The organism is Amorphus sp. MBR-141 (assembly GCF_053628695.1).
In genome coordinates this window covers 207050-230506 of sequence record NZ_JBRJGW010000007.1, presented here as the reverse complement: position 1 = coordinate 230506, position 23457 = coordinate 207050, and the positions used below count along the sequence as shown (strand labels likewise).

At 68.8% G+C, this 23457-nt stretch carries 20 protein-coding genes and 1 tRNA gene; 8 read left to right on the top strand and 13 right to left on the bottom strand.

Translation table 11 applies throughout. The features are described 5' to 3' along the window. The first annotated feature begins 3 nt into the window (after positions 1-3). Positions 4-762, top strand: a complete 759-nt coding sequence (locus tag ACSSVZ_RS12190; RefSeq protein ID WP_453970330.1) for a polysaccharide deacetylase family protein — start codon at positions 4-6, stop codon at positions 760-762. A gap of 18 nt (positions 763-780) precedes the next feature. Here ACSSVZ_RS12190 and ACSSVZ_RS12185 read toward each other — a convergent pair whose 3' ends face one another. Beyond that, entirely contained in the window at positions 781-1482 is a 702-nt protein-coding gene (locus tag ACSSVZ_RS12185) for a metal-dependent hydrolase (RefSeq protein ID WP_453970328.1), read from the bottom strand. 183 nt (positions 1483-1665) lie between these two features. Between ACSSVZ_RS12185 and ruvX the strand changes: the two genes are divergently transcribed. Further along, the gene (ruvX, locus tag ACSSVZ_RS12180) at positions 1666-2157 is read left to right on the top strand and encodes a Holliday junction resolvase RuvX (protein ID WP_453970325.1); all 492 of its coding nucleotides are present in this window, start codon (positions 1666-1668) and stop codon (positions 2155-2157) included. Positions 2158-2187: 30 nt separating this feature from the next. Here ruvX and ACSSVZ_RS12175 read toward each other — a convergent pair whose 3' ends face one another. Continuing rightward, positions 2188-3873, bottom strand: a complete 1686-nt coding sequence (locus ACSSVZ_RS12175; protein ID WP_453970324.1) for an acyl-CoA dehydrogenase family protein — start codon at positions 3871-3873, stop codon at positions 2188-2190. Positions 3874-4134: 261 nt separating this feature from the next. Between ACSSVZ_RS12175 and plsY the strand changes: the two genes are divergently transcribed. From plsY to ACSSVZ_RS12160, 3 genes are all read left to right on the top strand, one after another. After that, positions 4135-4749: a glycerol-3-phosphate 1-O-acyltransferase PlsY gene (gene plsY, locus ACSSVZ_RS12170; protein ID WP_453970322.1), complete on the top strand. Its 615-nt coding sequence runs from the start codon at positions 4135-4137 to the stop codon at positions 4747-4749. Then, positions 4746-5876: a DNA-processing protein DprA gene (gene dprA, locus ACSSVZ_RS12165; protein WP_453970320.1), complete on the top strand. Its 1131-nt coding sequence runs from the start codon at positions 4746-4748 to the stop codon at positions 5874-5876. Before plsY ends, dprA begins: the two co-directional genes overlap by 4 nt. Before the next feature lie 83 nt (positions 5877-5959). Further along, the gene (locus tag ACSSVZ_RS12160; RefSeq protein ID WP_453970318.1) at positions 5960-6757 is read left to right on the top strand and encodes an SDR family NAD(P)-dependent oxidoreductase; all 798 of its coding nucleotides are present in this window, start codon (positions 5960-5962) and stop codon (positions 6755-6757) included. Positions 6758-6796: 39 nt separating this feature from the next. Here the strand turns inward: ACSSVZ_RS12160 and ACSSVZ_RS12155 are convergent. The 3 genes from ACSSVZ_RS12155 to ACSSVZ_RS12145 all read right to left on the bottom strand — a co-directional run bounded on the left by ACSSVZ_RS12155 (position 6797) and on the right by ACSSVZ_RS12145 (position 8376). Next, positions 6797-6873, bottom strand: a tRNA-His gene (locus ACSSVZ_RS12155). A gap of 187 nt (positions 6874-7060) precedes the next feature. Further along, positions 7061-7594 (bottom strand): phasin, encoded by a 534-nt coding sequence (locus tag ACSSVZ_RS12150; RefSeq protein WP_453970316.1) that lies wholly within the window; start codon positions 7592-7594, stop codon positions 7061-7063. A gap of 395 nt (positions 7595-7989) precedes the next feature. Beyond that, entirely contained in the window at positions 7990-8376 is a 387-nt protein-coding gene (locus ACSSVZ_RS12145) for a phasin family protein (protein ID WP_453970314.1), read from the bottom strand. Between the two features lie 376 nt (positions 8377-8752). Between ACSSVZ_RS12145 and ACSSVZ_RS12140 the strand changes: the two genes are divergently transcribed. After that, positions 8753-11779 carry an ATP-binding protein gene (locus ACSSVZ_RS12140; protein ID WP_453970312.1) on the top strand — a complete coding sequence of 1009 codons (3027 nt, stop codon included), beginning with the start codon at positions 8753-8755 and terminating at the stop codon, positions 11777-11779. A gap of 35 nt (positions 11780-11814) precedes the next feature. On the opposite strand, the gene ACSSVZ_RS12135 is transcribed toward ACSSVZ_RS12140, so the two are convergent. Further along, positions 11815-12408: a LysE family translocator gene (locus ACSSVZ_RS12135; RefSeq protein WP_453970310.1), complete on the bottom strand. Its 594-nt coding sequence runs from the start codon at positions 12406-12408 to the stop codon at positions 11815-11817. A gap of 51 nt (positions 12409-12459) precedes the next feature. Between ACSSVZ_RS12135 and ACSSVZ_RS12130 the strand changes: the two genes are divergently transcribed. Continuing rightward, positions 12460-13320: an AraC family transcriptional regulator gene (locus tag ACSSVZ_RS12130; protein WP_453970308.1), complete on the top strand. Its 861-nt coding sequence runs from the start codon at positions 12460-12462 to the stop codon at positions 13318-13320. On the opposite strand, the gene ACSSVZ_RS12125 is transcribed toward ACSSVZ_RS12130, so the two are convergent. The 4 genes from ACSSVZ_RS12125 to mutS form a co-directional block, all read right to left on the bottom strand. Next, on the bottom strand, positions 13302-13817 hold the full coding sequence (locus tag ACSSVZ_RS12125; protein ID WP_453970306.1) for a GNAT family N-acetyltransferase: 516 nt from the start codon (positions 13815-13817) through the stop codon (positions 13302-13304). The two genes, ACSSVZ_RS12130 and ACSSVZ_RS12125, sit on opposite strands and share 19 nt — an antisense overlap. Positions 13818-13966: 149 nt before the next feature. Continuing rightward, on the bottom strand, positions 13967-14587 hold the full coding sequence (locus ACSSVZ_RS12120) for a 2,3-bisphosphoglycerate-dependent phosphoglycerate mutase (protein WP_453970304.1): 621 nt from the start codon (positions 14585-14587) through the stop codon (positions 13967-13969). A 43-nt stretch (positions 14588-14630) separates the two neighbouring features. Next, positions 14631-15443 (bottom strand): 4-hydroxy-tetrahydrodipicolinate reductase, encoded by an 813-nt coding sequence (gene dapB / locus ACSSVZ_RS12115; protein ID WP_453970302.1) that lies wholly within the window; start codon positions 15441-15443, stop codon positions 14631-14633. Between the two features lie 111 nt (positions 15444-15554). Next, positions 15555-18278 (bottom strand): DNA mismatch repair protein MutS, encoded by a 2724-nt coding sequence (mutS, locus tag ACSSVZ_RS12110; protein ID WP_453970300.1) that lies wholly within the window; start codon positions 18276-18278, stop codon positions 15555-15557. Positions 18279-18498: 220 nt separating this feature from the next. On the opposite strand from mutS, the gene ACSSVZ_RS12105 reads away from it, so the two are divergent. After that, positions 18499-20781, top strand: a complete 2283-nt coding sequence (locus ACSSVZ_RS12105) for an NADP-dependent malic enzyme (RefSeq protein ID WP_453970299.1) — start codon at positions 18499-18501, stop codon at positions 20779-20781. Positions 20782-20972: 191 nt separating this feature from the next. Here the strand turns inward: ACSSVZ_RS12105 and trmB are convergent, their stop codons facing one another. The 3 genes from trmB to ACSSVZ_RS12090 all read right to left on the bottom strand — a co-directional run bounded on the left by trmB (position 20973) and on the right by ACSSVZ_RS12090 (position 23452). Beyond that, complete coding sequence (gene trmB, locus ACSSVZ_RS12100) at positions 20973-21731, bottom strand: tRNA (guanosine(46)-N7)-methyltransferase TrmB (protein ID WP_453970297.1); 759 nt, start codon at positions 21729-21731, stop codon at positions 20973-20975. Beyond that, a complete protein-coding gene (gene metK / locus ACSSVZ_RS12095; protein ID WP_453970296.1) occupies positions 21706-22875 on the bottom strand; it encodes a methionine adenosyltransferase in 1170 nt (389 codons plus the stop codon). The genes trmB and metK overlap by 26 nt, the downstream gene beginning before the upstream one ends. A 166-nt stretch (positions 22876-23041) precedes the next feature. Further along, positions 23042-23452 (bottom strand): helix-turn-helix domain-containing protein, encoded by a 411-nt coding sequence (locus ACSSVZ_RS12090; protein ID WP_453970295.1) that lies wholly within the window; start codon positions 23450-23452, stop codon positions 23042-23044. Between the last annotated feature and the right edge of the window lie 5 nt (positions 23453-23457).

Below are 23457 nucleotides of genomic sequence, written 5' to 3'. Positions count from 1 at the left end.
ATCATGCGCGGCACGGCAGCCGACTTCGTGACACGCATCGGCCAGTTGCTCGATGCGGCTGCGGCCGACGAGCGGACCGTTGCCTTCTGGTGGCGGGACGACGACGCCGTGGCGCCGGGCGCCGAACTCGACCGGCTGCTCGCCCTGGCGCAAATCCACTCCGTTCCTCTGGCCCTCGCCGTCATTCCGGCCGACGCGGAGCGCGCGCTGGGCGACCGCCTGGAGCCGACCGGAGACGTGGTGGTCCTGCAGCACGGCTGGGCCCACGCCAACCACGAAGGCGAAGGCCACAAGTCTGCCGAACTCGGCAACGGCCGGCCGATCGGCACGGTGCTCGACGATCTGAGCCGGGGGCATCAGCGGCTGTCGCGCATGTTCGGCAGCCGCTTCCTGCCGGTCGTGGTGCCGCCCTGGAACCGCATCGCCGACGACGTCGCCGCCCGCCGCGTCGAGGCCGGCCTGCCCGGCCTCTCCTGCTTCACGTCGCTGGAGACCGCCGACCACCGGCTCGACACCCACGTCGATCCGATCGCCTGGCGAGGCGATCGCGGCTTCATCGGCTGGCAGCCGGCGGGAGAGGCGATCGCGGCGGAAATCGGCCGCCGGACGACGAGCCGGACGCCAATCGGCATCCTGACCCATCACCTGGTGCAGGATGAGCCCACCTGGTCGTTTCTGGACGCCTTTCTGGGCGCCGCGGCGTCCCATCCGGCTGCCCGCTGGCCGCACCCGGCCGATGCCTTCGGCTTCGGCCAGGGCTGACCGTTCTTCCGCGGCGGATCAGGCCTCGAACGGCACCATCGGGTCGGGAACCACGACGGCATCCCGCCCGGAGCCCATGGCCTCCAGGAAGCCGTCCGCGGACTGGTCGATGATCGGGAAGGTCCGGTAGTGGCACGGGATGACCGTCTTGAAGGAGAAGTAGCGGGTGCAGGCGAGCGCGGCCGAGCGGGCGCCCATTGTGAAGCGGTCGCCGATCGGCACGATGCCGATCTCCGGCTGATGGAGCTCGTTGATCAGCGCCATGTCGGAGAAGATGTCGGTGTCACCCATGTGATAGAGCGTCGGCTGTCCGTCGGCCTTGATGACGACGCCGAGGGGATTGCCGAGATAGACCGATTTGCCGTCACGGACGGTTCCCGACGAATGGTCGGCCCGCACGAAGCTCACGCTGAACGGGCCGCAGTTGACGGTGCCGCCGGTGTTGCCCGGGTTGATGTTCTCGATCCCGAAGCTCTCGGAGAGCCACATGCAGATCTCGAAGCTGGCGACCACCTGGGCGCCGGTGGCCTTGGCGATCTCAGGCGCGTCGCCGACGTGGTCGTCGTGGCCGTGGGTCAGCACGATATGGGTGCAGCCCTCCTGGGCCGCCTCGACGGAACCGGTGAACAGGGAATTGCCCGTCAGGAACGGGTCGATGAGGACGACCGCTTCGCCAATTTCGATGCGGAAGGCGGAGTGTCCGAGCCAGGTGATCTGCATGTTGGGTCGCTCCGTTCTGGAATGGCGCCGGGCAAGGCTCTCCCGGCGGGGATCGATTGATCCCGTCGCACATGGGGTCGATAAGAGCCACTCCGGCGGACGACAGGATCTAACCCGCCGCTGCAAGACGGCTCAACCGGCGCCACACGAAATCGTGGCGGTCGGGTTCAGGAAGGCCAACGCATGATCGCCCGTAACGATCCGCTTCTGTCGCTGGAGGATTTTCTGGCGGCGGCGCCGGCCGGCACCGCCCTGTTCGGCCTCGATCTCGGCACCAAGACGATCGGCATCGCCATCTCCGACCTCAGACGGCGGGTGGCGACGCCGATGGTGACGCTGCGCCGCAAGGCCTTCAAGACCGATGCGGCAGAACTCCTGCGCCTCGCCGCCTCGCGCGAGATCGCGGGCCTGGTGCTGGGCATGCCGTTCAACATGGACGGCAGCACCGGGCCGCGCGTGCAGGCGACGAAGGCGTTCGCGCGCAACCTCTCTCAGCTGACGGACCTGCCGATGCTGGCCTGGGACGAGCGCATGTCGACGGCGGCGGTCACCCGCACCCTCATCGAGGCGGACACCTCGCGTGCGCGGCGGCGGGAAGTGGTCGACAAGGTCGCCGCCGCCTACATCCTGCAGGGGGCGCTCGACCGCATGTCGTCGCCGGGCTTCTCCAGCTGACCGCCCGCCCCGGGGGGCACGTCTTCAGCCTTAGTGATCGGGGACGATGAAGTCGATGAGGGCGGAGGCGTCGTAGCGGGTATCCAGCGTGCCGTAGCTTGCCCGCCACGGCGCGTGGATGCGGGCCGACACGAACGCATCGGAAACCACCCGCGGCGCATGGCGCTTGAGGGCGGCGGCGGCGGCAAGCAGGGCCAGCCGCTCGGTATGCCCCCGCAGCGAGGCCTCGTCGGGCTCACCACCGGTCAGCGCGGTGCGAAGGGCGCCGACTTCGGTCTCGACGCTGGCACCCAGTTCGCCGGCAATGTCGGCCAAGACTTCCTCGATCGCATCCGGCATCCGCTGTGCAACCCGCATCACGTCGAGGCACATGACGTTGCCGGAGCCTTCCCAGATCGCGTTCACCGGCGCCTCCCGGTAGAGGCGCGGCATCATCGACTCCTCGACGTAGCCGTTGCCGCCGATGCACTCCATCGCCTCGTAGGCGAGCCGGGGCGCTGACTTGCAGATCCAGTATTTGGCGACCGGCGTGATCAGCCGGGCGTAGGTCTGCTCGAGATCGTCGTCGGCCGCCTTGTCGAACGCTTCCGCGAGCCGCATGGCGAGGGCGATCGCGCCGGCCGCGTCGAGCGCCATGTCGGCCAGCACCCGCTGCATAAGCGGCTGCTCGATCAACGTCTTGTCGAAGACGGAACGGTAACGCGCATGATGCACAGCCTCGACGACGGCCGACCGCATCAGCCCAGCCGACGCGACCGCGCAGTCGAGGCGGGTCAGCGTGACCATTTCCAGGATGGTGCGCAGCCCCCGGCCCTCCTGGCCGACGAGAAACCCTGACGCGCCGAGGAATTCCGCTTCCGCCGACGCATTGGAGCGGTTGCCGAGCTTGTCCTTCAGGCGCTGGAACTGGATGGCGTTCAGCGTCCCGTCGGGCCGCCAGCGCGGCACCAGGAAGCAGCTGAGGCCTTCCGACGCCTGGGCCAGCACCAGGAACCCGTCGGACATCGGCGCCGACAGGAACCATTTGTGACCAATCAGCCGGTACGCCTCGTCGGCCGCACTCCACTCGGCCACGGTCCGGTTGGCGCGCACGTCGGTGCCGCCCTGCTTTTCCGTCATGCCCATGCCGAGCGTCGCGCCCGCCTTTTCTCCCACCGGCATGAACCGGTAGTCGTAACGGCGCGCGCACACGGCGGGCAGCCAGTCCTCGAAGAGATCGGCCGAGGTGGCAAGCGCCGCCAGCGAGGCATTGGTCATGGTGAGCGGGCACAGGTGTCCGCACTCGGTCTGGGCGGTGAGGTAGAGCCGTGCGGCGCGCAGCCGGTGCTGGGTACCGGCGGTCCCTTCGGGCTCCTCCCAGATGGAGGCATGGAGGCCGGCGGCGACGCTGCGGCTCATCAGGGCGTGATAGGCGGGGTGGAACTCCACCACGTCGAGCCGGCGGCCGCTGCGGTCGTGGGTGCGCAGCACCGGGGTGTGCTCGTTGGCGAGGCGGGCGATGTCGCGGGCATCCGCCGATCCCCAGTAGGCGCCAGCCCGGTAGAGATCGTCCTCGGTCTCGGGTTCGAGCAGCTCTTCCAGCATGGCGATGAGGATGGGATCGCCGTCGAACAGGTTGCGCCCGTCGGAGGGGGGCACCTGGTTCGTCACCCGGTGGGTCTCGAACGATCCGAGCCAGTCGTCGGCCTCGGAATGCGGGTCCACGGGGGTCGACATGTCGGTCGGCTCCTTTGCGCCGGCCCCTGCGGGGTGGCACGGCGGCGGGTCGGGACGAATCGGGAACCGAGTCTAGGGGCGTGCATCCTAAATTTTGCTGAACGCGCATCGGCTTGCGGCGACCGTCATGCTGCCGGACCGGCAAACCGGCATGGCGGCCCCTCTCCGCGGATTTCGTGGGGCGGGAGATTTCCCGCCGCCGATCTATGATCTAGGGTCTCTCGCGCCATCTGGCGCACTGCACGGTCCAAGGAAGCCCGCATGCCCGATCCGATCAGTTGGTCCCTGGTGTGGCCCTATTTCCTGGCGGCGTTCGCGGTCGGATACCTCATCGGCTCGATCCCGTTCGGCATCATCCTGACCCGCCTGGCCGGCGCCGGCGACCTGCGCACCATCGGCTCCGGCAACATCGGCGCTACCAACGTGCTGCGCACCGGCCGCAAGGGGCTTGCCGCCCTCACCCTCCTCGGCGACGCCGGCAAGGGCGCCGTCGCCGTGCTGATCGCCGCGCACTGGGGACCGGACACGGTCGTCTTCGCCGCGCTCGGCGCGTTTCTCGGCCACCTGTTCCCGATCTGGCTCGGCTTCCGCGGCGGCAAGGGGGTGGCGACCTACCTCGGCATCCTGATCGTCATCGCCTGGCCGGCGGCGCTGGTGTTCGCCGTCGTCTGGCTGGCGATCGCCTTCACGCTGCGCTACTCGTCGCTGGCGGCCCTGCTGGCGAGCCTTGCGGCCGTGATCTTCCTGGCCTTCTTCTCCCGCCTCCAGTGGGCCGAGCTGTTCGCGCTCCTGACCGCGCTCTCCTGGGCCAAGCACTGGAAGAACATCGCCCGGCTGGCGACGGGCCAAGAGAGCAAGATCGGCAGCAAGGCATGACCGGCGCGCCGCCATCGGCCGTCCAGCTCACCTTCGAGCAGCGGGTCGCATGGCTTCGCCTGATCCGCTCCGAGCGGGTCGGACCGACGACGTTTCGGGAACTCCTCAATCATTATGGATCGGCGGCAGCCGCCGTCGCGGCTCTGCCGGAGCTGTCGCGCCGCGGCGGCGCCGTGCGCGGCATCCGCATCGCGTCGCGCGACGAGGCGGAGGCGGAGCTGGAGGCGACCCGGCAGATGGGCGCCCGGCTGGTGGCGATCGGCGAGCCCGGCTATCCCGTCCACCTGCGCACCATCGACGCGCCGCCGCCGCTGGTCTCGATGATCGGCGGTGACGACATCGCCGACCGGCCGGCCGTCGCTTTGGTGGGGGCGCGCAACGCCTCGCTGGCCGGCCGCAAGATGGCCCGGCGGCTGGCGGCAGATCTCGGCGAGGCCGGCTTCGTCATCGTCTCGGGGCTGGCGCGCGGCATCGACGCCGCGGCCCACGAGGCGGCGCTCAAGACCGGCACTGTCGCCGTGCTGGCCGGCGGGCTCGACCGCGTCTATCCGCCGGAGAACGTGCCGCTGCTGGAGGCCATTATCGGCGAAGGTGGCGCGGCGGTCACGGAGATGCCGCTCGGCTGGACCGCCCGCGCCCAGGACTTCCCCCGCCGCAACCGGCTGATTTCCGGCATGAGCATGGGCGTCGTCGTGGTCGAGGCGGCGAAGCGGTCGGGCTCGCTGCATACGGCCCGGTTCGCCGGCAGCCAGGGGCGCGACGTGTTTGCCGTCCCGGGGTCCCCCCTCGACCCCAGGGCGGAAGGGTGCAACCATCTCATCCGCGAGGGAGCGACGCTGATCGTGAGTGCCGACGACGTCATCGAGGCGCTCGCCCCGCTCATCGAACGGCCGCTCGCACCGCCGCCGCGGCTGGAGGACGCGATGCCGCTGACCGACACGACACCGGAACCCGACGACAGCGCCCGCTCGGTCATCATCGAGGCGCTGGGCCCCACGCCGGTGCTGGTCGACGAGATCATCCGCGAAACGGGATTCGCGCCGGCGGTCGTCCAGCTGGTGCTGCTTGAGCTCGACCTCGCCGGGCGGCTGGCCCGCCATGGCGGCGGATCGGTGTCGCTGATCTGAGCGTCGCCGCATCGCCGGGCTGGAAACGGCGGCTGCAACGCCGATATTCAGAATCCGGGGGCGGGCCAACAAGGAGACGCCACGTGCTTCGTCAATCCGACCGCACCTACCGCTGCGCGCTCATCACCGGTGCCTCGCGGGGCCTCGGCCGTGCCTATGCCGAAGGGATTTCCCCCGGGACGGACCTGATTCTGACGGGGCGGGATGCCGCAGCCCTCGACGAGGTCGCTGGCCGCTTGAGGGGCGAAGGGCGGACGATCGAGACCCTGGTGGCCGATCTGGCGACCCCGGAGGGCAGCCAGGCGGTCATCGAAGCAGGCCAGGAAGCCGGGATCGACCTTCTCATCAACAACGCGGGGCTCGGCGCGTTCGGCGCGTTCATGGACGTGCCCGCCGCGCGCCACGCGGACATCGTCGCCGTCAACATCTCGGCCGTGCTGGCGTTGACCCACGGGCTGGTGCCGACGCTGATCGCAAGCGCGGACGCCGACGGCCGCAACGCAGCGCTGGTGACGATCTCCTCCAGCCTCGCCTTCGTGCCGGCGCCACGGGTTGCCACCTACGCGGCAAGCAAGGCGTTCATCCTGGCGTTCGGGGAGGCGCTGGCGGCCGAGCTCGCCGGCGAACCGCTCGACGTGCTGACCGTCTGCCCCGGCCCCACGCGGACCGATTTCGGGACGAATGCGGGATACGAGGGCAGCCACCTGCCCGGCGCGATTGCACCGGAGCGGGTCGTCGAAGCGACCTACAGGGCGGTTGGCCATCAGCGCACGCTGGTGGTCGATCCCCTCTCCAAGGTCGCCTTCGGGCCGGCCGCCTTCGCCCGCAACGCCATCAGCGAAGTGGTCAACCGGGCCGGCCGGTTCAGGGCGGGAAACTGAGGAATTCGGGGAGCGGAGGGGAGTGCGTTCGCCGGGGAATGGTACAGCCGGGTGGATTCGAACCACCGACCTCTGGATCCACAATCCAGCGCTCTAACCAACTGAGCTACGGCTGCGCGAACGGCCGCCAACCTAGGTTCAACGCCAGCGTTTTGCAAGCGGGTGTGGCGACGTATTCCCGGGCAATCTCACACGGTCGCGAACCCGTATGCGCCGAGCCCGCTCGGCACCTTGCCCACGACGCAGAAAGGGCGCGCCGGATGAACCGGCACGCCCCTTCGAATGGTCGTCAGATGAGGCGCGTTACGCGACCTTCATCTTCTCCTGGGTCTTTTCCCAGACGTCCTTCACCGGAGCCGAGCTCTCGGAAGCCACCTTGGTGGCCAGCTCCTGCATGTCCTTCATCTGCGACGTGAGCGTCTCGAACTGCTCACGGGCAAACTTGGTCTGCAGCTCGACGGCGTCGGACACGGACTTCGCGGTCACGAACTGCTTGGCGAAGGCGAACACGCGGTCGGTGTTCGACTGGGCGTTCTCGATCGCCTTCAGGTTCAGGTCGACGAAGCCTTTGCGGGCGTTCTCGTAAGCGTCTTCCATCATGTCAGTGGCCTCCTCAGCCGCATTCTTGAATGTTTCGTAATTGTGCTTGGCCCGCTCGACGCCCTGTTCGGCGAACTCGCGAACCTGATCCGGAATTTCGAACTTCTGCGCTGAGAAGCCCGGAAATTCGGTGACGTTGCCCGGCAGAGCGGTGGTGGCAGCGGTTTCCACTGCTTCAGTGACGTCCGCAGCGGCTTCCACCGCTTTGTTGGCGTCAGTGGCGTCGGGCGTGGACACAGTCTTCTTAGTCATTTGTTTGGTCCTTCCAATCTTCGCGCCTACTCACTCGTCGAGATGCGCGATTGACGTGCCGATCAAGGCGGGCGGTCAGGGAACTCAATCCAAGGTCGCAACCAACCTTCCCGGCGGCCCATTGGGCGACAACCTCCATATAGGGGAGGAAGTATCGCGTTGCAATAAAAATATTGCAGTGCAGCAAAATGCGAAAAGATCATCGCGTGCGCCCGGCTCTTTGGCTCGGGCGCCAGCGGATATCTCTGAGCAATCAGGTCCTGGCCGCGTGCCCGGGATGTGCCCATCGCGCTCGGCACATTGCGCGCGTTCCCCGGTCGTGCCGCGTGGCCGTCAAATCCAGCCGAAAGCCAGCGGGCCTCCGGCCGGGAGGTTTCGGGTCAGGACTTCGCAGCGTTGCCGACGTCGCTTGCCGCCTTGGCTGCAGTGTCACCGATCTCGCGGGTCTGCTCGCCGAAGGCGGACATCCGCTTCGTCATGAACTCCGACTGGAGCTTCACGATCTCGTCCATGTCCTTCGCCCGGGCCATCTTTTCCGCAAAATCGAAGGCTGCGGCGATGTTCTCCTCGGCGTAGGTCAGCATCTTGTTGTTGATGTCGGTCGCACCGGCCTGGATCTGGTTCGTCGAGCCCTCGACGGATGTCACGGTCGACTGCGCGACCTTCATGAAATCCTCGATGGCCTTGCGCGCCTGCGTGATGCTTTGCTCCGCGTAGGTCCGGAGCTGATCGGGGATTTCAAACGGGCTATTCGGTGTCTCACTCATCGCGAACCCTCCCTCCTGCGTGACGTCTACCGCTAGGCTTAGGCGGTAAAGGCCCACAAGAATATGAAGCCCTCAAGAACAGGGCGAGTGTCAGCCGTTGACCGGCTCGACTTTTGCACGATTGGTATTGCGCCGCAACAACCGCACCGATCACGTTAACCGTTCGGGATGAAGGTCTCCGCCTTTCGCCCCGGCATGGTGGACCAGCCGCTTGCGGCTTTGTATTAACGCCAAATTAGCCGGAAACGGGCCATTTCTGCGGGAAGCCGTTGTACACCGAGGCGCCGGGGACCTGTTGCACCTTCCCATGAACGAGGCGTTCGAAACTTTCCTCAGCCTGTGCACGCACCCCGAGATCGGCGGAGCGACGCGAGAGGTGCGACCGATTGTCGTCGTCGAACCGGCGGCCGAGAGGGTTGCCTGGACGAACGCAGCCGGTGCGCGGCTCTGCAACAATGCCACCGCCTGGGAGCTTGTGACGACCCCTTCCCGGCGCGCCGCAACCCTCGCCCGCGACCTTGCCAGGCACGTGAAGCTGCGCGGCGCGCAGGAGCGGACGACGCTGGTCCGGGTCCGGGTCGGCACCGAGATGCTGGTGCTGCAGTGCCTGGTGCGCGGCGTCAGCGGCGACCAGCTCCGCGAGCCCGTCGCCTTCGCCCTCGTCGCTTCGCCCGCAAGATTTGCGCTTCGCAGCCACGATCCGCTTGCCGCCTTCGCCCGCTTCGTGGGCGGCGCCAATGCGGCCGTCGTGGACGCCAACGGAACCATCGTCGCCGGCCCCGACAGCGACTGGTACCCGCGCCAGCTTGGTACGCGGTCGGTCGCACTCGGCGAGACCGGGTTTTTCCTGAGGCTGGCCCGCCAACCGGAAGCCGCACCCGACATGCCCGAAACGTCTGCCCCGATACGACCGCCCCTCGATGCCGTCCATCTGTCACCCTGCCGGCACGTGGCGCCGGCGGACCTTGGTGCGAAGGCCGTCCCGCCAACGGTGGAGGCGGCGCCCTCACCCGCCCCGGTCGACGCGGTGGCAGACGGGGGAGACTTCGTCGCCGACGAGACCCCGTCTCCCTGGGACGATGACGGCGTCTTCGATGCGCCGGACGAGGCGGAAGACGAGACTGTGGCGCCGTTCGAGGCTGCCATCGCCGAGCCGGGTGAATCCGCCCGTCCGATCCGCTTCACCTGGCAGACCGATGGCGACGATCGCCTGACCTATCTGTCTCCCGAGTTCTCCACCGTGTTCGGGTCGAGCGAGGAAATCCTCGGCCGGGCCTGGCGCGAGCTGTCGACCGCCTACGGCCTCGACCCCGAGGGCGCCTTCGCCGATGCCCTCTCGGAGCGGACGGCATGGAGCGGCACCACCATCTACTGGCCGAGCCCTCGACACGGCGGCCGGGTTCCGATCGATCTCGCGGGGCTCGCCATCGAAAGCCGGGACCGCATCTTTTCCGGCTTCCGTGGCTTCGGGCTGATCCGCGCCGGCGACACCGTTGTCGAGGAGGCCCAGGCCAGTGCCCCGGCGGCGCCAGCCGACTCGCACCTGACGCTCGTCCGAACCCCTGCCGCCGATCCGGCCGGCGCACCGGCCAGCCCACCGGACCGACACGCCAACGTCGTCCACCTGCCGCACCGCGAGCTGGAGCGAACCGACAACCGGCATCTGTCGCGACCGGAGCGCGATGCCTTCCGGATGATCGCCGCCGCGCTCGGCGCGCGCTTCGAGGGCGACGATGACGGTCCACCTTCGTTCATCGACGTCGCCGCCCCCTCGGTGCCCGCGCCGCAGCCGGCCCCCGTGCGCGCCCGGCCCCGTCCTGCGCCACGTCGCCCGGCGGAGCCGGAGGCAGTTGCGATGCCATCCGCCTTTGCCAGCGCCGGCCGCGAACCCGACACGCGCATCCTCGACCGGCTGCCGGTCGCGCTTATCGTTTCCCGCGATCAGAGGGTCGCCCACGCCAACAAGGCGGCGCTGAAGCTTCTCGGCTACCGCAGCCACGAGGCGCTGGAGCGTGCCGGCGGGCTCACGGCGGTGTTCGCCGACGTCGTCGACGGAGAGGGCGGAAACGACAACGCCATCCATCTCAGCCACGCGGATGGCCGTATCATGCCGGCGGAGGTTCGCCTTCATACGGTGCCATGGGGCGACGGACGCGCGCTTCTGATAATCTTGCGGGCCGAGGAGCCCGGCGGCAAACGCGCCCGGGAGCACCACGCCATGAGCGATGAGACCGACGCCGGGGACGGCCGGACACGGAAAGACGACGGCAGCGCGAACCCGGTCGCCGACCCGGCGGGGGCCGGTTCGCCTCACCTGTCGGGCGTGCTCGACGCCATCCCCGATGCGGTGTTCGTGCTCGATCCCGATCGCCGGATCGTGCTGGCCAACAGCGGCGCGGAAGCGATCTTCCGGCGGCCGGCGGCGACCTTCAGAGGCATGCTGCTGGAGCATCTCCTCTCGGAGGACGATGCAGGGGCGACCCGCGCCCTCTTCGAGGACCTGTCGGCCGGCCACGGCACCCAGCAGCCGCTGGTGATCGACGAGGTGATCGGCCTGTGCCGCGGGCGCGGCCAGGTTCCGCTCGCCCTGTCGCTCGGGCGCGTCGGCAACGGTCCCCGCGTCTGCGCCGTGCTGCGCGACGTGGGGCGCTGGAAATCGGCGGAAGCGCGCTTCTCCGCGGCGACCGAGGCCGCGGAGACGGCCAACGCCCAGAAATCGGAGATGCTGGCCCGCATCAGCCACGAGATCCGCACGCCGCTGAACGCGATCCTCGGCTTCGCGGACGTCATGCTGGCGGAGAAGCTCGGTCCACTCGGCAACGACCGCTATCGCGACTATCTGCGCGACATTTCGATCTCGGGGCACCACATCCTCAGCCTGGTCAACGACCTCCTCGACCTGTCGAAGATCGAGGCCGGCAAGCTCGACCTGTCGTTCGAGCCGGTATCGGCCAACGACATCGCCCGCGACTGCGCCAACATCATGGAACCCCAGGCGCACACGGACCGGGTGGCGATCCGCACCCGCCTGCAGAGCGATCTGCCGCGCATTCTCGCCGACAGCCGGGCGCTGCGACAGATCACCCTCAACCTCCTGTCCAACGCAATCAAGTTCAACCGCGCCGGCGGCGAGGTGTCGTTGTCGACCTTCCGCGACGAGAGCGGCGCGGTGGTGCTGCGGGTGAGCGACACCGGCGTGGGCATGTCGCCCGACGACCTGGAAGCGGCGATGGAGCCGTTCCGGCGTGTGGGCTCGACCAACAAGAGCGGCACCGGCCTCGGCCTGCCGCTGACCAAGGCGCTCGCCGAGGCGAACCGGGCGGATTTCGCCATCCGCTCCGAACCCGGCGGCGGCACGGTGGTGGACATCATCTTCCCGGCGCCGCGCGTGCTGGCCGCCTGACCGGGCTTGCCGTCCGGGCGAGATGAAACCGGCGCTCAGAGGAACATTGCCGCCACCGAGGCGACAAGCAGCACGGCGAACGCGACGTTGACGATCCGGCCCCAGCGCGGCGAGGAGAGGACGCGCGTGAAGGCGGAACCGAGCACGAGCCAGGCCGGGTTCACGATGAAGATCAGCGCCACCACCACGCCGATCCGCAGCGCCACATAGGCCGCCGAGCCACCGCCCAGGCTGGCCGTCGAGCCGTAGATCGCGCCGAATGCGGCATAGGCCTTGGGGTTGGCGATCGCCAGCAGGAAGCCGGGCACGAACGACGGCGCCTGCCGCCCCGCATCGCGGGCCGCGACGGCGGGGGCGGTTGCGATCCTGTAGGCCAGATAGAGGATGTATCCAGCGGCGAACGCCATCAGCACGGGCAAGGCGCCGGGAACGGCGATGAGCATACCGGTGACGCCCGACGCCATCACGAGGAGCACCGTCGCCGCCCCCGCGCTCAGGCCGGCCACGTAGCGCGCACCGCCGCGCACCCCGAAGGCCGAGCCGACCGCCGCCGCCGACAGCGTGTTCGGTCCCGGGCTTCCCATCAGGGGCAAGGCGACCGACACTATCACCAGAACCGCTTCGAGCATGTCCAACCTCCGAGCGACAGGGCGACCCTACCGGGCACGGGAGAACCGCTCTTGAACGATCCTGACAGAGGCCTCGAGGGGCCGATCCGCAGCCGGATGCGGTTCGGCGGAGGAACCGACGGCATCGAGCGCGCCGAGATCGTGCTCGCCGACGAGGCCTACGCGCTGCACCGCCACGACACCTACGCACTCGGCATGACCATCGCAGGCGTGCAGGCCTTCCGCTATCGCGGATCCGCCCGAGCATCCCTCTCGGGCAACGTCTTCGTGCTTCATCCCGACGAACTGCACGACGGACATCCGGCGACCGAGGCAGGCCTTGCCTATCGCGCCCTCTATGTCGCGCCACGCCGCATCGCGGAGGCACTCGAAGGAACGCTGCCGTTCGTGCCGGAGCCGGTGAGCAGCGATCCGCGGCTGACGGCCGCGATGCGGCTCGCGATGGCCGACTTCGGCGCACCGATCGACGAAATGCAGGCGACCGGGATCGTCGCGTCCATCGCCGACGCTCTGAAGGCGGTCGCCGACAAAGAGGCGTGTCAGGCCGAATCGATCGACACGGTCGCGATGGAGCGGGTGGCGGCGCTCATCGACGCCGCGCCGGAGGAGGACTTTCGAGTAGAAACGCTGGAGCGGATCAGCGGGCTCGAACGCTGGGCGCTCTACCGTCAGTTCCGCCTCATGCACGGCGTAAGCCCATATCGCTACGTGAAGATGCGTCGCCTGGACCGCGCCCGCACCCTGATCCGCTCCGGACTGAGCCTCGCCGAGGCGGCCGTCGCGAGCGGCTTTGCGGACCAGAGCCACATGACGCGGCACTTCAAGGAGACGTACGGCTTCGCGCCGGGCCGATGGCGTCGGATGCAGACCCGGGACCTCCCGCTCGACCGGCTTCAGATCGCCTTCCAGTAGAAGATCGTGTCGCAGAAGGTGCCGTCCGGATAGGTCGACAGGCCGGGGATGACGCCGCCCGGCCGCCAGCCGTGGCGCACGCACAGGCGCTCCACATCGCTTCCAGCGGGCGCATCGAGGGTGACCAGCGTGCGCCCGTGCAGGGTCGCCTCCACCTCCGCCCGGCGCAACAGCCCGCCGCCGACGCCGGTCCGGCGGACCGCCGGCGACACTATCAGCTTGCTGATGATCGCGCGGTGGGTCTGGTTCGGCTGCATCTTCAGCGCCACCTGCACCACGCCGACGAAGCTGAGGTCCGTCGACCAGGCACCGAGGACGACGATGCGGCGCCCCTCCACCGACGTCGCGACCTCGTCCCAGTAGTCCATCGCCTCGCGCAGGCCGAACGGCAGCACGAAGCCCACCGCCGCATCCTCCTCGACGCAGTCGACGAGGATCTTTCCGAGCTCCTTGCGGTGCTCGCGGATGTCGTGTGAATCAAGCGCGCGAACCGCCACCCGCCCCATCCCGGATCAGATCAGGACGCCTGCGGATCGAAGCGCCCGCACGCTCCGGCCGTCGCCGGAATGCCGGCCCCCACGTTTCCTCATCGCTCTCTCCCGGAGCGGACGCAGGCAAAAAACCGGCCCCCGCTGCTCATGCCGCGCTAGGCCGCCAGATCGTTCTTTTCGGCGATCGATCCGTCCTCGTTGAGCCGGTAGATGATCGGCACGCCGGTGGCGAGTTCGCGCTTGACGATCTCCTCGCCCGACAGCCCCTCGATCTCCATGATGAGCGCGCGCAGCGAGTTGCCGTGGGCGGCGACCAGGATGCGCTCGCCGGCCAGCACGCGCGGCAGGATGTGCTTCTCGTAATAAGGGAGCGTGCGCGCGGCCGTGTCCTTCAGGCTCTCGCCGCCGGGGGGCGGCACGTCGAACGAACGGCGCCAGACGTGCACCTGCTCCTCGCCGAAACGCTTGCGGGCGTCGTCCTTGTTGAGGCCGGTGAGGTCGCCGTAGTCGCGCTCGTTGAGCGCCTGGTCACGGATCACCGGAAGGCTGGCCTGGCCGAGCTCCTCAAGGATGATCGCCAGCGTGTCCTGGGCCCGCTTCAGGTCGGAGGTGTAGGCCGCGTCGAAGGCGTAGCCGAGCGCCTTGAGCTTCTCGCCGGCCTTGTGGGCCTCCGCAACGCCCTGCTCGGTGAGCGCCACGTCGTGCCAGCCGGTGAAGAGATTCTTCAGGTTCCACTCGCTCTGGCCATGCCGCACCAGCACAAGAAGACGGTCCATTGTCCACTCCTAACGATCGAGAATTGAGACGGGTCGCCCGGCTTCAGTCGTCGAGGCCGAGCACGTCCGTCATCGAATAGAGACCCGGCGCGCGGCCGTGCGCCCACAGGGCGGCCCGCACCGCACCGCGCGCGAAGATCGTGCGGTCCTCCGCTATATGGGTAAGCACGATGCGTTCGCCCTCCCCCGCCAGGATGACCGAATGCTCACCGACGACGGTGCCGCCGCGCAGGGTCGCGAAGCCGATGGCGCCGGTCTCGCGCGCGCCGGTCTCGCCTTCGCGGGCATAGACGGCGTGCTCGTCGAGCGCGACCTGGCGCCCGCGCGCCGCCGCCTGGCCCAAGAGCAGCGCAGTGCCGGACGGCGCGTCGATCTTGCGGCGGTGGTGCATCTCCAGAACCTCGATGTCGAAGTCGTCGCCGAGCGCCCGGGCGGCCTTCTCCACCAGCCCGGCGACGAGGTTGACGCCGAGGCTCATGTTGCCGGACTTGACGATGGCGATCTTCTCGGCTGCCTCGGCGATCTGAGCCTCGCCCGAGGCGGCGAACCCGGTGGTGCCGATGACGTGGGCGATGCCGGCCCGGGCGGCCAGTTCGGCGAATACGACCGAAGCTGCGGGAATGGTGAAATCCAGGACACCGTCGGCGCCGGCGAAGGCGGCCTCCGCATCGTCGGTGACCTTGACGCCGAGGGGCGCAAGGCCCGCGAGCGTGCCCGCATCCTCGCCGATCTCGGCCGCCCCCGGGCGCTCGATCGCACCGCTGATCACCGCGCCGCGGGTCTCAGACACCGTACGGATCAGGACCCGGCCCATCCGGCCGGCGGCGCCGACGACGACCAGTCGCATCGCTTCCATGATCCATCCCCTTTGCGAATGCGGCGGCGGGCAGCCGCCAAACCTCTTGAGACGGAGCCTTTTAGCCTGATGGCGCGGCCGGGAGCAACGCATCCGGCCTTGCAGACGCGGTCATCTGTCTTTCGCGGCCGCAGCCTTCAGCCGGTAGAGGGCATCGAGCGCCTCGCGCGGGCTCATGTCGTCGGGATGGATTGTCTCCAGCGCGGTGCGCAGGGGATCGTCCTTGAGCGACGACGCCGAGGCCGCCTGAGTGGCGCGGAGGGTGGCGGAGAACAGCGGCAGATCGTCGACGAGGTCGGCGCGCGCCGACTTGCGGTCGCTCGCCTCCAGCTGGTCCAGCACGTCGCGCGCCCGCGCCACCACCGCCTTCGGCAGCCCGGCCAGTTTGGCGACCTGGATGCCGTAGGAGCGGTCGGCCGCGCCCGGCACCACCTCGTGCAGGAACACCACGTCGCCCTTCCATTCCTTCACCCGCATGGTGACGTTGGCGCAGCGATCGAGCCGGTCGGGAAGCGCGGTCAGCTCGTGATAATGGGTGGCGAACAGTGCCCGGGAGCGATTCACCTCGTGCAGGTGCTCGATGGCGGCCCAGGCGATCGACAGGCCGTCGTAGGTGGCGGTGCCGCGGCCGATCTCGTCCAGGATCACCAGCGCGCGGGGGCCGGCCTGGTTCAGGATCGCCGCCGTCTCGACCATCTCCACCATGAAGGTCGAGCGGCCGCGGGCGAGATCGTCGGCGGCGCCCACCCGGCTGAACAGCCGGTCGACGACGCCGATCTCGCACCGGTCCGCCGGCACGTAGGAGCCCGCCTGGGCGAGGATCGCGATCAGCGCGTTCTGGCGGAGGAAGGTCGACTTGCCGCCCATGTTGGGGCCGGTGACGAGCACGATCCGCCCCGCCTCGCCGCCGCCTTCCGGCGAGAGGTCGCAGTCGTTCGCCACGAACGGGTCGGCGGTGGCGGCGGCCAGCGCCTGTTCCACCACCGGATGGCGGCCGCCTTCGATGCAGAAGCGCAGCGAGCGGTCGACATGGGGGCGCGCGTAGCGCTGGTCGGACGCGAGTTCGGCCAGTCCGGCCGCGACGTCGAGCCGGGCGAGCCCCGCCGCCGCCTGCTTGATGGCGTCGGCGGCGTCGACCACCGCCCGCTTCAGCTCGGCAAAGATCCGCATTTCGATTGCGAGCGCGCGATCGGCGGCGTTGGCGATCGCCGATTCCAGCTCCGCGAGTTCGACGGTGGTGAAGCGCATCGCGCCCGCCATCGTCTGCCGATGCCGGAACTTGGAGTCCCCCGTCGCGACTTCCGCCATCAGCCGGTCGGCGTTGAGCGCCGTCACCTCGACGAACCAGCCGAGCACCGCGTTGTGCTTGATCTTCAGCGTCCGGATGCCGGTTTCCTCGGCATAGGTCGCCTGCAGTGTTGCGATGACCCGGCGGCTCTCGTCGCGCAGGGTGCGGGCCTCGTCGAGGTCGGCATCGACGCTCCGGCGCACGAAACCGCCGTCGCGCAGCAGCATCGGCAGGTCGTCGTCCAGACAGCGTTCGAGATCGTCGAGCAGGGCGGCCGGCAGGCGCGCGAGCGCTTCCCGCACGGCGGCGAGCTCCGCCGGCAGCGGATCCGTCGCGCGGTCGAGATCGCGGGCAACGGCGCCTGCGGTGGACAGCCCTTCCCGCAAGGCGCCGAGATCGCGGGGCCCACCCCGGTCGAGGGCCAGCCGGGAGAGCGCGCGCGGCATGTCCGGCACGCCTGAGAGCTGCGCCCGCAGGTCGGTGCGCAGCGTCTCCTCCCCGAGCAGGAAGCCGACGGCGTCGAGACGCTCGGCAATCGCGTCCGGGTCGGTCAGCGGGCTCGCCAGGCGCTCGGCGAGGAGCCGGCTGCCGGCACCGGTCACGGTGCGGTCGACGGCTGCCAGCAGCGCGCCCTTGCGCTCGCCGGAGAGCGTGCGGGTGAGTTCCAGGTTGGCGCGAGTGGCCGGATCGATGGCGAGCGTCGCCGATCCCGCATCGCGCACCGGCGGATCGAGCGGCGGGCGCGAGCCGATCTGGGTTTTTTCGACATAGGCGAGCGCGGCGCCGGCCGCGGCGATCTCGGCGCGCGAGAAGGTGCCGAAGGCGTCCAGCGTGGCGACGGCGAAATAGCGGGTGATGCGTTCCTCGGCGGTCGAGCCGTCGAACAGGGCGCGCGCCACCGGCGACACCGCGCCGCGCGCATAGGACAGTGCGGCCGCGACCTCCAGCTCCTGGGCCACCTGCTCGGCGACGACGATCTCGCTCGGGTCGATCCGCGCGATCTCGCCGGACAGCGCCGCGCCGCTCGTCTCGCCGACCCGGAACGCACCCGTCGAAATATCGATCCAGGCGAGCCCGTAGGTCGCGTCCTCCCCGCCCGAGCCGGCCTTCACCCGCGAGAGCGCCAGCAGATTGTTGGCGCGGCCGGCGTCGAGGAGCGTTTCCTCGGTGAGCGTGCCGGGGGTGACCAGCCGGATCACGTCGCGCTTCACCACCGACTTCGAGCCGCGCTTGCGCGCCTCGGCCGGATCCTCGGTCTGCTCGCAGACCGCGACCCGGTGGCCGAGCGAAATCAGCTTCTGGAGATAGTCGTCGGCGGCATGGACCGGCACCCCGCACATCGGGATGTCGTCGCCGAGATGCTTGCCGCGCTTGGTCAGCGTGATGCCCAGCGAGCGCGACGCCGCGACGGCATCGTCGAAGAACAGCTCGTAGAAGTCGCCCATGCGGTAGAACAGCAGACAGTCGGGGTTCGCTGCCTTGATCTCGATGTACTGTTCCATCATCGGCGTCGGCCGGGCGAGAGCGGGATTTGCGTCAGCGTCCATGGGCGGTCCCCTTTGACCCCGGTCTTATCAAACCGCGGCCTCGGTTTCACCGACCGCCCGTCGTTCCTCCAACGGTTTTCGCCATCGGCGATGCGGGCCGCCGCCGCTCGCTGCTTGTGAGGCCATTATCGGGCAAGTAAGGTCGCCAGCCGACGGCATGTCCCAGCGGACCGACATTTCAGACGCCACAAAATCCCGGACTTCGAGGAAACGCGACAACATGAGCAGCGACGGCACCAAAAGCCGCACCCGCCCCGCCTTCACCGACCAGGAAGCGCTGCAGTTTCACCAGCGTGGCCGGCCGGGCAAGCTGGAGATCACGCCGACCAAGCCGATGGCGACCCAGCGCGACCTGTCGCTCGCCTATTCGCCGGGCGTGGCCGTGCCGGTGCGGGCGATTGCGGAAAATCCCGATCGCGCCTTCGACTACACCGCGCGCGGCAACCTGGTGGCGGTGATTTCCAACGGCACGGCGATCCTCGGCCTCGGCAATCTCGGCGCCCTCGCCTCCAAGCCGGTGATGGAAGGCAAGGCCGTGCTGTTCAAGCGCTTCGCCGACATCGACGGCATCGACCTGGAAGTCGACACCGAGGACGTGGACGCGTTCGTCAACTGCGTGCGCTATCTCGGCCCGTCGTTCGGCGGCATCAACCTGGAAGACATCAAGGCCCCGGACTGCTTCCTGATCGAGCAGCAGCTGCGCGAGATCATGGACATCCCGGTCTTCCATGACGACCAGCACGGCACCGCGATCATCGCCATGGCCGGCCTGATCAACGCGCTGCACCTGACAGACCGCAAGCTCGAGGACATCAAGGTCGTCTGCAACGGCGCCGGCTCGGCCGGCATCGCCTGCATCGAGCTGATCAAGGCGATGGGCGTCCCCCACAACAACGTCATCCTGTGCGACACCAAGGGCCCGATCTACCAGGGCCGCACCGAGGGCATGAACCAGTGGAAGTCGGCCCATGCGGTGCCGACCGACGCGCGCACGCTCGCCGAGGCGATGGACGGCGCCGACGTGTTCTTCGGCGTCTCGGTGAAGGGGGCGCTGACGCGCGAGATGGTGCGGTCGATGGCCCCGAAGCCGATCATCTTCGCGATGGCCAATCCCGACCCCGAGATCACGCCGGAAGAGGTCGCCGAAATCCGCGACGACGCGATCATCGCGACGGGCCGCTCGGACTACCCGAACCAGGTCAACAACGTCCTCGGCTTCCCCTACATCTTCCGCGGCGCGCTCGACGTGCGCGCCACCGCCATCAACGAGGAGATGAAGATCGCCGCGGCCGAGGCGCTCGCCAAGCTCGCCCGCGAGGACGTGCCCGACGAGGTGGCCGCGGCCTACCAGGGCAACCGGCCGCGCTTCGGCCGGGAATACATCATCCCGGTGCCGTTCGATCCGCGGCTGATCTCGGTGATTCCGCCAGCAGTTGCCCGCGCCGCCATGGACTCCGGTGTAGCCCGCCATCCCATCATCGACATGAAGGCCTACGCCGAGACCCTGTCGGCCCGCCGCGACCCGGTCGCGGGCTCGCTGCAGCGGATCTTCACCAAGGTCCGCCAGTCGCCGAAGCGCGTCGTCTTCGCCGAAGGCGAGGAGGAGGCTGTCATCCGGGCCGCCGCCAGCTTCGTCAACCAGGAGCTCGGCACCGCCATCCTGATCGGCCGCGAGGAACGCGTGCGCGAGCAGGCGCTCGCAGCCGGCATCGAGCTCAAGCCGGGCCTTGAGGTCCTCAACGCGGCGCTGTCGCGCCGCAACCGCGACTACGCCGAGTACCTCTACTCCAAGCTCCAGCGCAAAGGCATGCTGCTGCGCGACTGCCAGCGGCTGGTGAACCAGGACCGCAACTTCTTCGGCGCGCTGATGGTCGCCCTCGGGGACGCGGACGCCATGGTGACGGGTGTGACCCGCAACTATTCCGTGGCGCTCGAAGCCGTGCGCCGGGTGATCGAGCCGAAGCCCGGCCACTGCATGATCGGCATCTCGATGGTGCTGGCCCGCGGCCGGACGGTGCTCGTCGCCGACACCGCCGTGCACGACGACCCGACCGCGGTCGATCTTGCCGACATCGCCGAGGAAGCAGCTCACGTCGCCCGCCGACTGGGCTACGAGCCCCGCGTCGCGCTGCTCACCTACGCCTCGTTCGGCCACCCGCCGGGCGAGCGCGCCAGCCGCGTCCAGGAAGCCGTGAAACTGCTGGATTCGCGCCGTGTCGATTTCGAGTACGATGGCGAAATGGCCGCCGACGTGGCCCTGAACGCCGAGACCATGCGCACGGCCTACCCGTTCTGCCGTCTCACCGGACCGGCGAACGTGCTGGTGATGCCGACCTTCGACGCGGCCTCCATCACGACGAAAACGCTGCAGGAGCTCGGCGGATCGATGGTGCTGGGCCCGCTGCTGGTCGGCCTCGACAAGCCGGTCCAGATCGTGCCGTTCGGCGCCAAGGACTCCGACATCGTCAACCTGGCGGCGATCGCGGCCTACGGGATTACCTGAGGGAGGCCCTTTGTCCTCATGCGAAGCGGCTTTGCCGCCTCGCTCCGGTCGGAGCTGCCTGACCGGCCGGCGCGCGGTCGCGCGCTGGCTGGGCGCCCGCCACACTGCGATTGACGCTTGGCGCCTGAGCGTCGAGCGATCATGAAAAAGGGGAGCCTCGGCTCCCCTTTTTTGTGTCCGATGCTCGGCCCTCAGAGCCGCTCGAACGTCAGGTATGCGGGCGTGCGTCCGGCCTTGAGCGCCTTCGCCTCGTACCGCGTGCCCGGCCAGCCCGGATAGGGCTTGCGCCAGTCGTCGGCGGTCCGGGCGGTCCAGCGGAACGCCGGATCGTCGACGAGATGCAGCAGCGTCCAGTCGATGTAGGACGGGATGTCGCTCGCCACCCGGAAGACAGCCCCCGGCGCCAGCACGCGTGCCACCTTGGCAATCCGCTCGGACGCAATGAATCGCCGCTTCCAGTGGCGCCGCTTCGGCCAGGGATCCGGATAGAGCAGGTCGACCCGCGCAAGCGAGGCATCCGGCAAACGGTCGAGGACATCCACCGCATCGCCGAAATGCAGGCGCACGTTGGTGAGACCCGCCTCCTGCACCGCCGCCAGCGCCTTGGCCATTCCATTGAGGAACGGCTCGCAGCCGATGAAGCCGTCGTTCGGGCGGCGCTTCGCCTCGTGAATGAGATGCTCGCCGCCGCCGAAGCCGATCTCGACACGGATCGCGTCGACGGGGTCGGGAAAGAGGCTCCTCGGGTCCGCGATGCGCTCCTGGTCGAGCGGAAACGCGAGCCGCGGCAGCACCGTGTCGAACAGGGCCGCGCGCGTCTCGGTGAGCGGATGGCCCTTGCGGCGGCCGAAGAGTGTGCGGCGGGACCGCTCCGCGTCATCTGCGCGGAGCGGTGTCTCTTTGTCGGGCGACGACGCGCCCGCTTCAGCGGGCGGCGTCGCGGAGGGCATGAACGAGGTCGATGTTCTCCCAGGAGAAGCCGCCGTCGGATTCGGCAGCCCGTCCGAAATGGCCGTACGCCGAGGTGCGGGCATAGATCGGGCGGTTGAGCTTAAGGTGCTCGCGAATGCCGCGCGGCGTCAGGTTCATGGCCTGCCGGCAGGCCTTCTCCACCGCGGTTTCCGACACCTTGCCGGTGCCGTGCAGGTCGACGTACACGGCCAGCGGCTCGGACACGCCAATCGCGTAGGCGAGCTGGATGGTGCAGCGGTCGGCCAGATCGGCGGCAACGACGTTCTTCGCCAGATAGCGGGCGGCATAGGCGGCGGAGCGGTCGACCTTCGTCGGATCCTTGCCGGAGAAGGCGCCGCCGCCGTGGGGCGCGGCACCGCCATAGGTGTCGACGATGATCTTGCGGCCGGTGAGGCCGCAGTCGCCATCTGGCCCACCGATGATGAACTTGCCGGTCGGGTTGACGTGCCAGACGGTGTCCTCGTTCACCCAATCGTCGGGCAGCGCGGCCATGATGTAGGGCTCGACGATGCTGCGCACGTCATGGGAGGAAAGATCGCCGGTGTGCTGGGTCGACAGCACAACCTGGGTGCAGCGGACCGGCTTGCCCTTCTCGTAGGCGATCGTCACCTGGCTCTTGGCGTCCGGCTCGAGCGCCGGCTCGCGGCCGCTCTTGCGGGCATCGGCGAGGAGCTTGAGAATCTTGTGGGAATAGTAGATCGGCGCCGGCATCAGCTCCGGCGTCTCGCGGCAGGCATAGCCGAACATGATGCCCTGGTCGCCGGCACCCTCGTCCTTGTTGCCGGCGGAATCGACGCCCTGGGCGATGTCCGCCGACTGGGCGTGCAGGTGCACGTCGATCTTGGCGTGCTGCCAGTGGAAGCCATCCTGCTCGTAGCCGATGTCGCGGATGGCGAGCCGCGCCAGATGCGCGATGTAGTCGTGGGTGATGGTCTCGGGTCCGCGCGTCTCGCCGGCGATCACGACCCGGTTCGTCGTCGCCAGCGTTTCGCACGCCACGCGCGCTTCCGGCATCTCCGAGAGGAAGGCATCCACCACGGTGTCCGAAATGCGGTCACACACCTTGTCGGGGTGTCCCTCGGAAACGGATTCGCTGGTGAAGAGATAGGTATCGTGCGGCACGATCTGATCCTCGCATGGCGCGCCGTTGGACGGAGATTCGGCGCGAGTGCCGAGAATACGGCACAGGTTGGTGACGGGCTATGTGACAAGGATAGAGAGGCCGGTCAAGCCGCAAGTCTTCCAGCGTTCCTGCGCAGATAGGGCGGAGTTAAGGTCGGCTGAAGCGCTATTCAGAGGGCTTGTCGGCGAGTGCCTCGACGAGATCGATGACGCGGCGGCGGACCTTGGTATCGGCGATGCGCGCGAACGCCCGGTTGAGGGCAACGCCTTCGCTGGACGTGAGGAAATCGGTCACATAGCTCGCCGACTGCCCTTCGGCGAAGCCGGGCTGATCACCCGCGCCGCCCGGCGCGTCCTCGAAGAAGAATGCCACCGGCACCTGCAGCGCCCGCGCGATCTCCTGCAGCCGGCTGGCCCCGATCCGGTTCGAGCCCTTCTCGTACTTCTGGATCTGCTGGAACGTGATGCCCAGTTGTTCGCCCAGCCGCTCCTGGCTCATCGACATCATCATCCGCCGCATCCGCACGCGACTGCCGACGTACACATCGACGGGATTCGGCGTCTTCTTCAGAGCCATGGCGG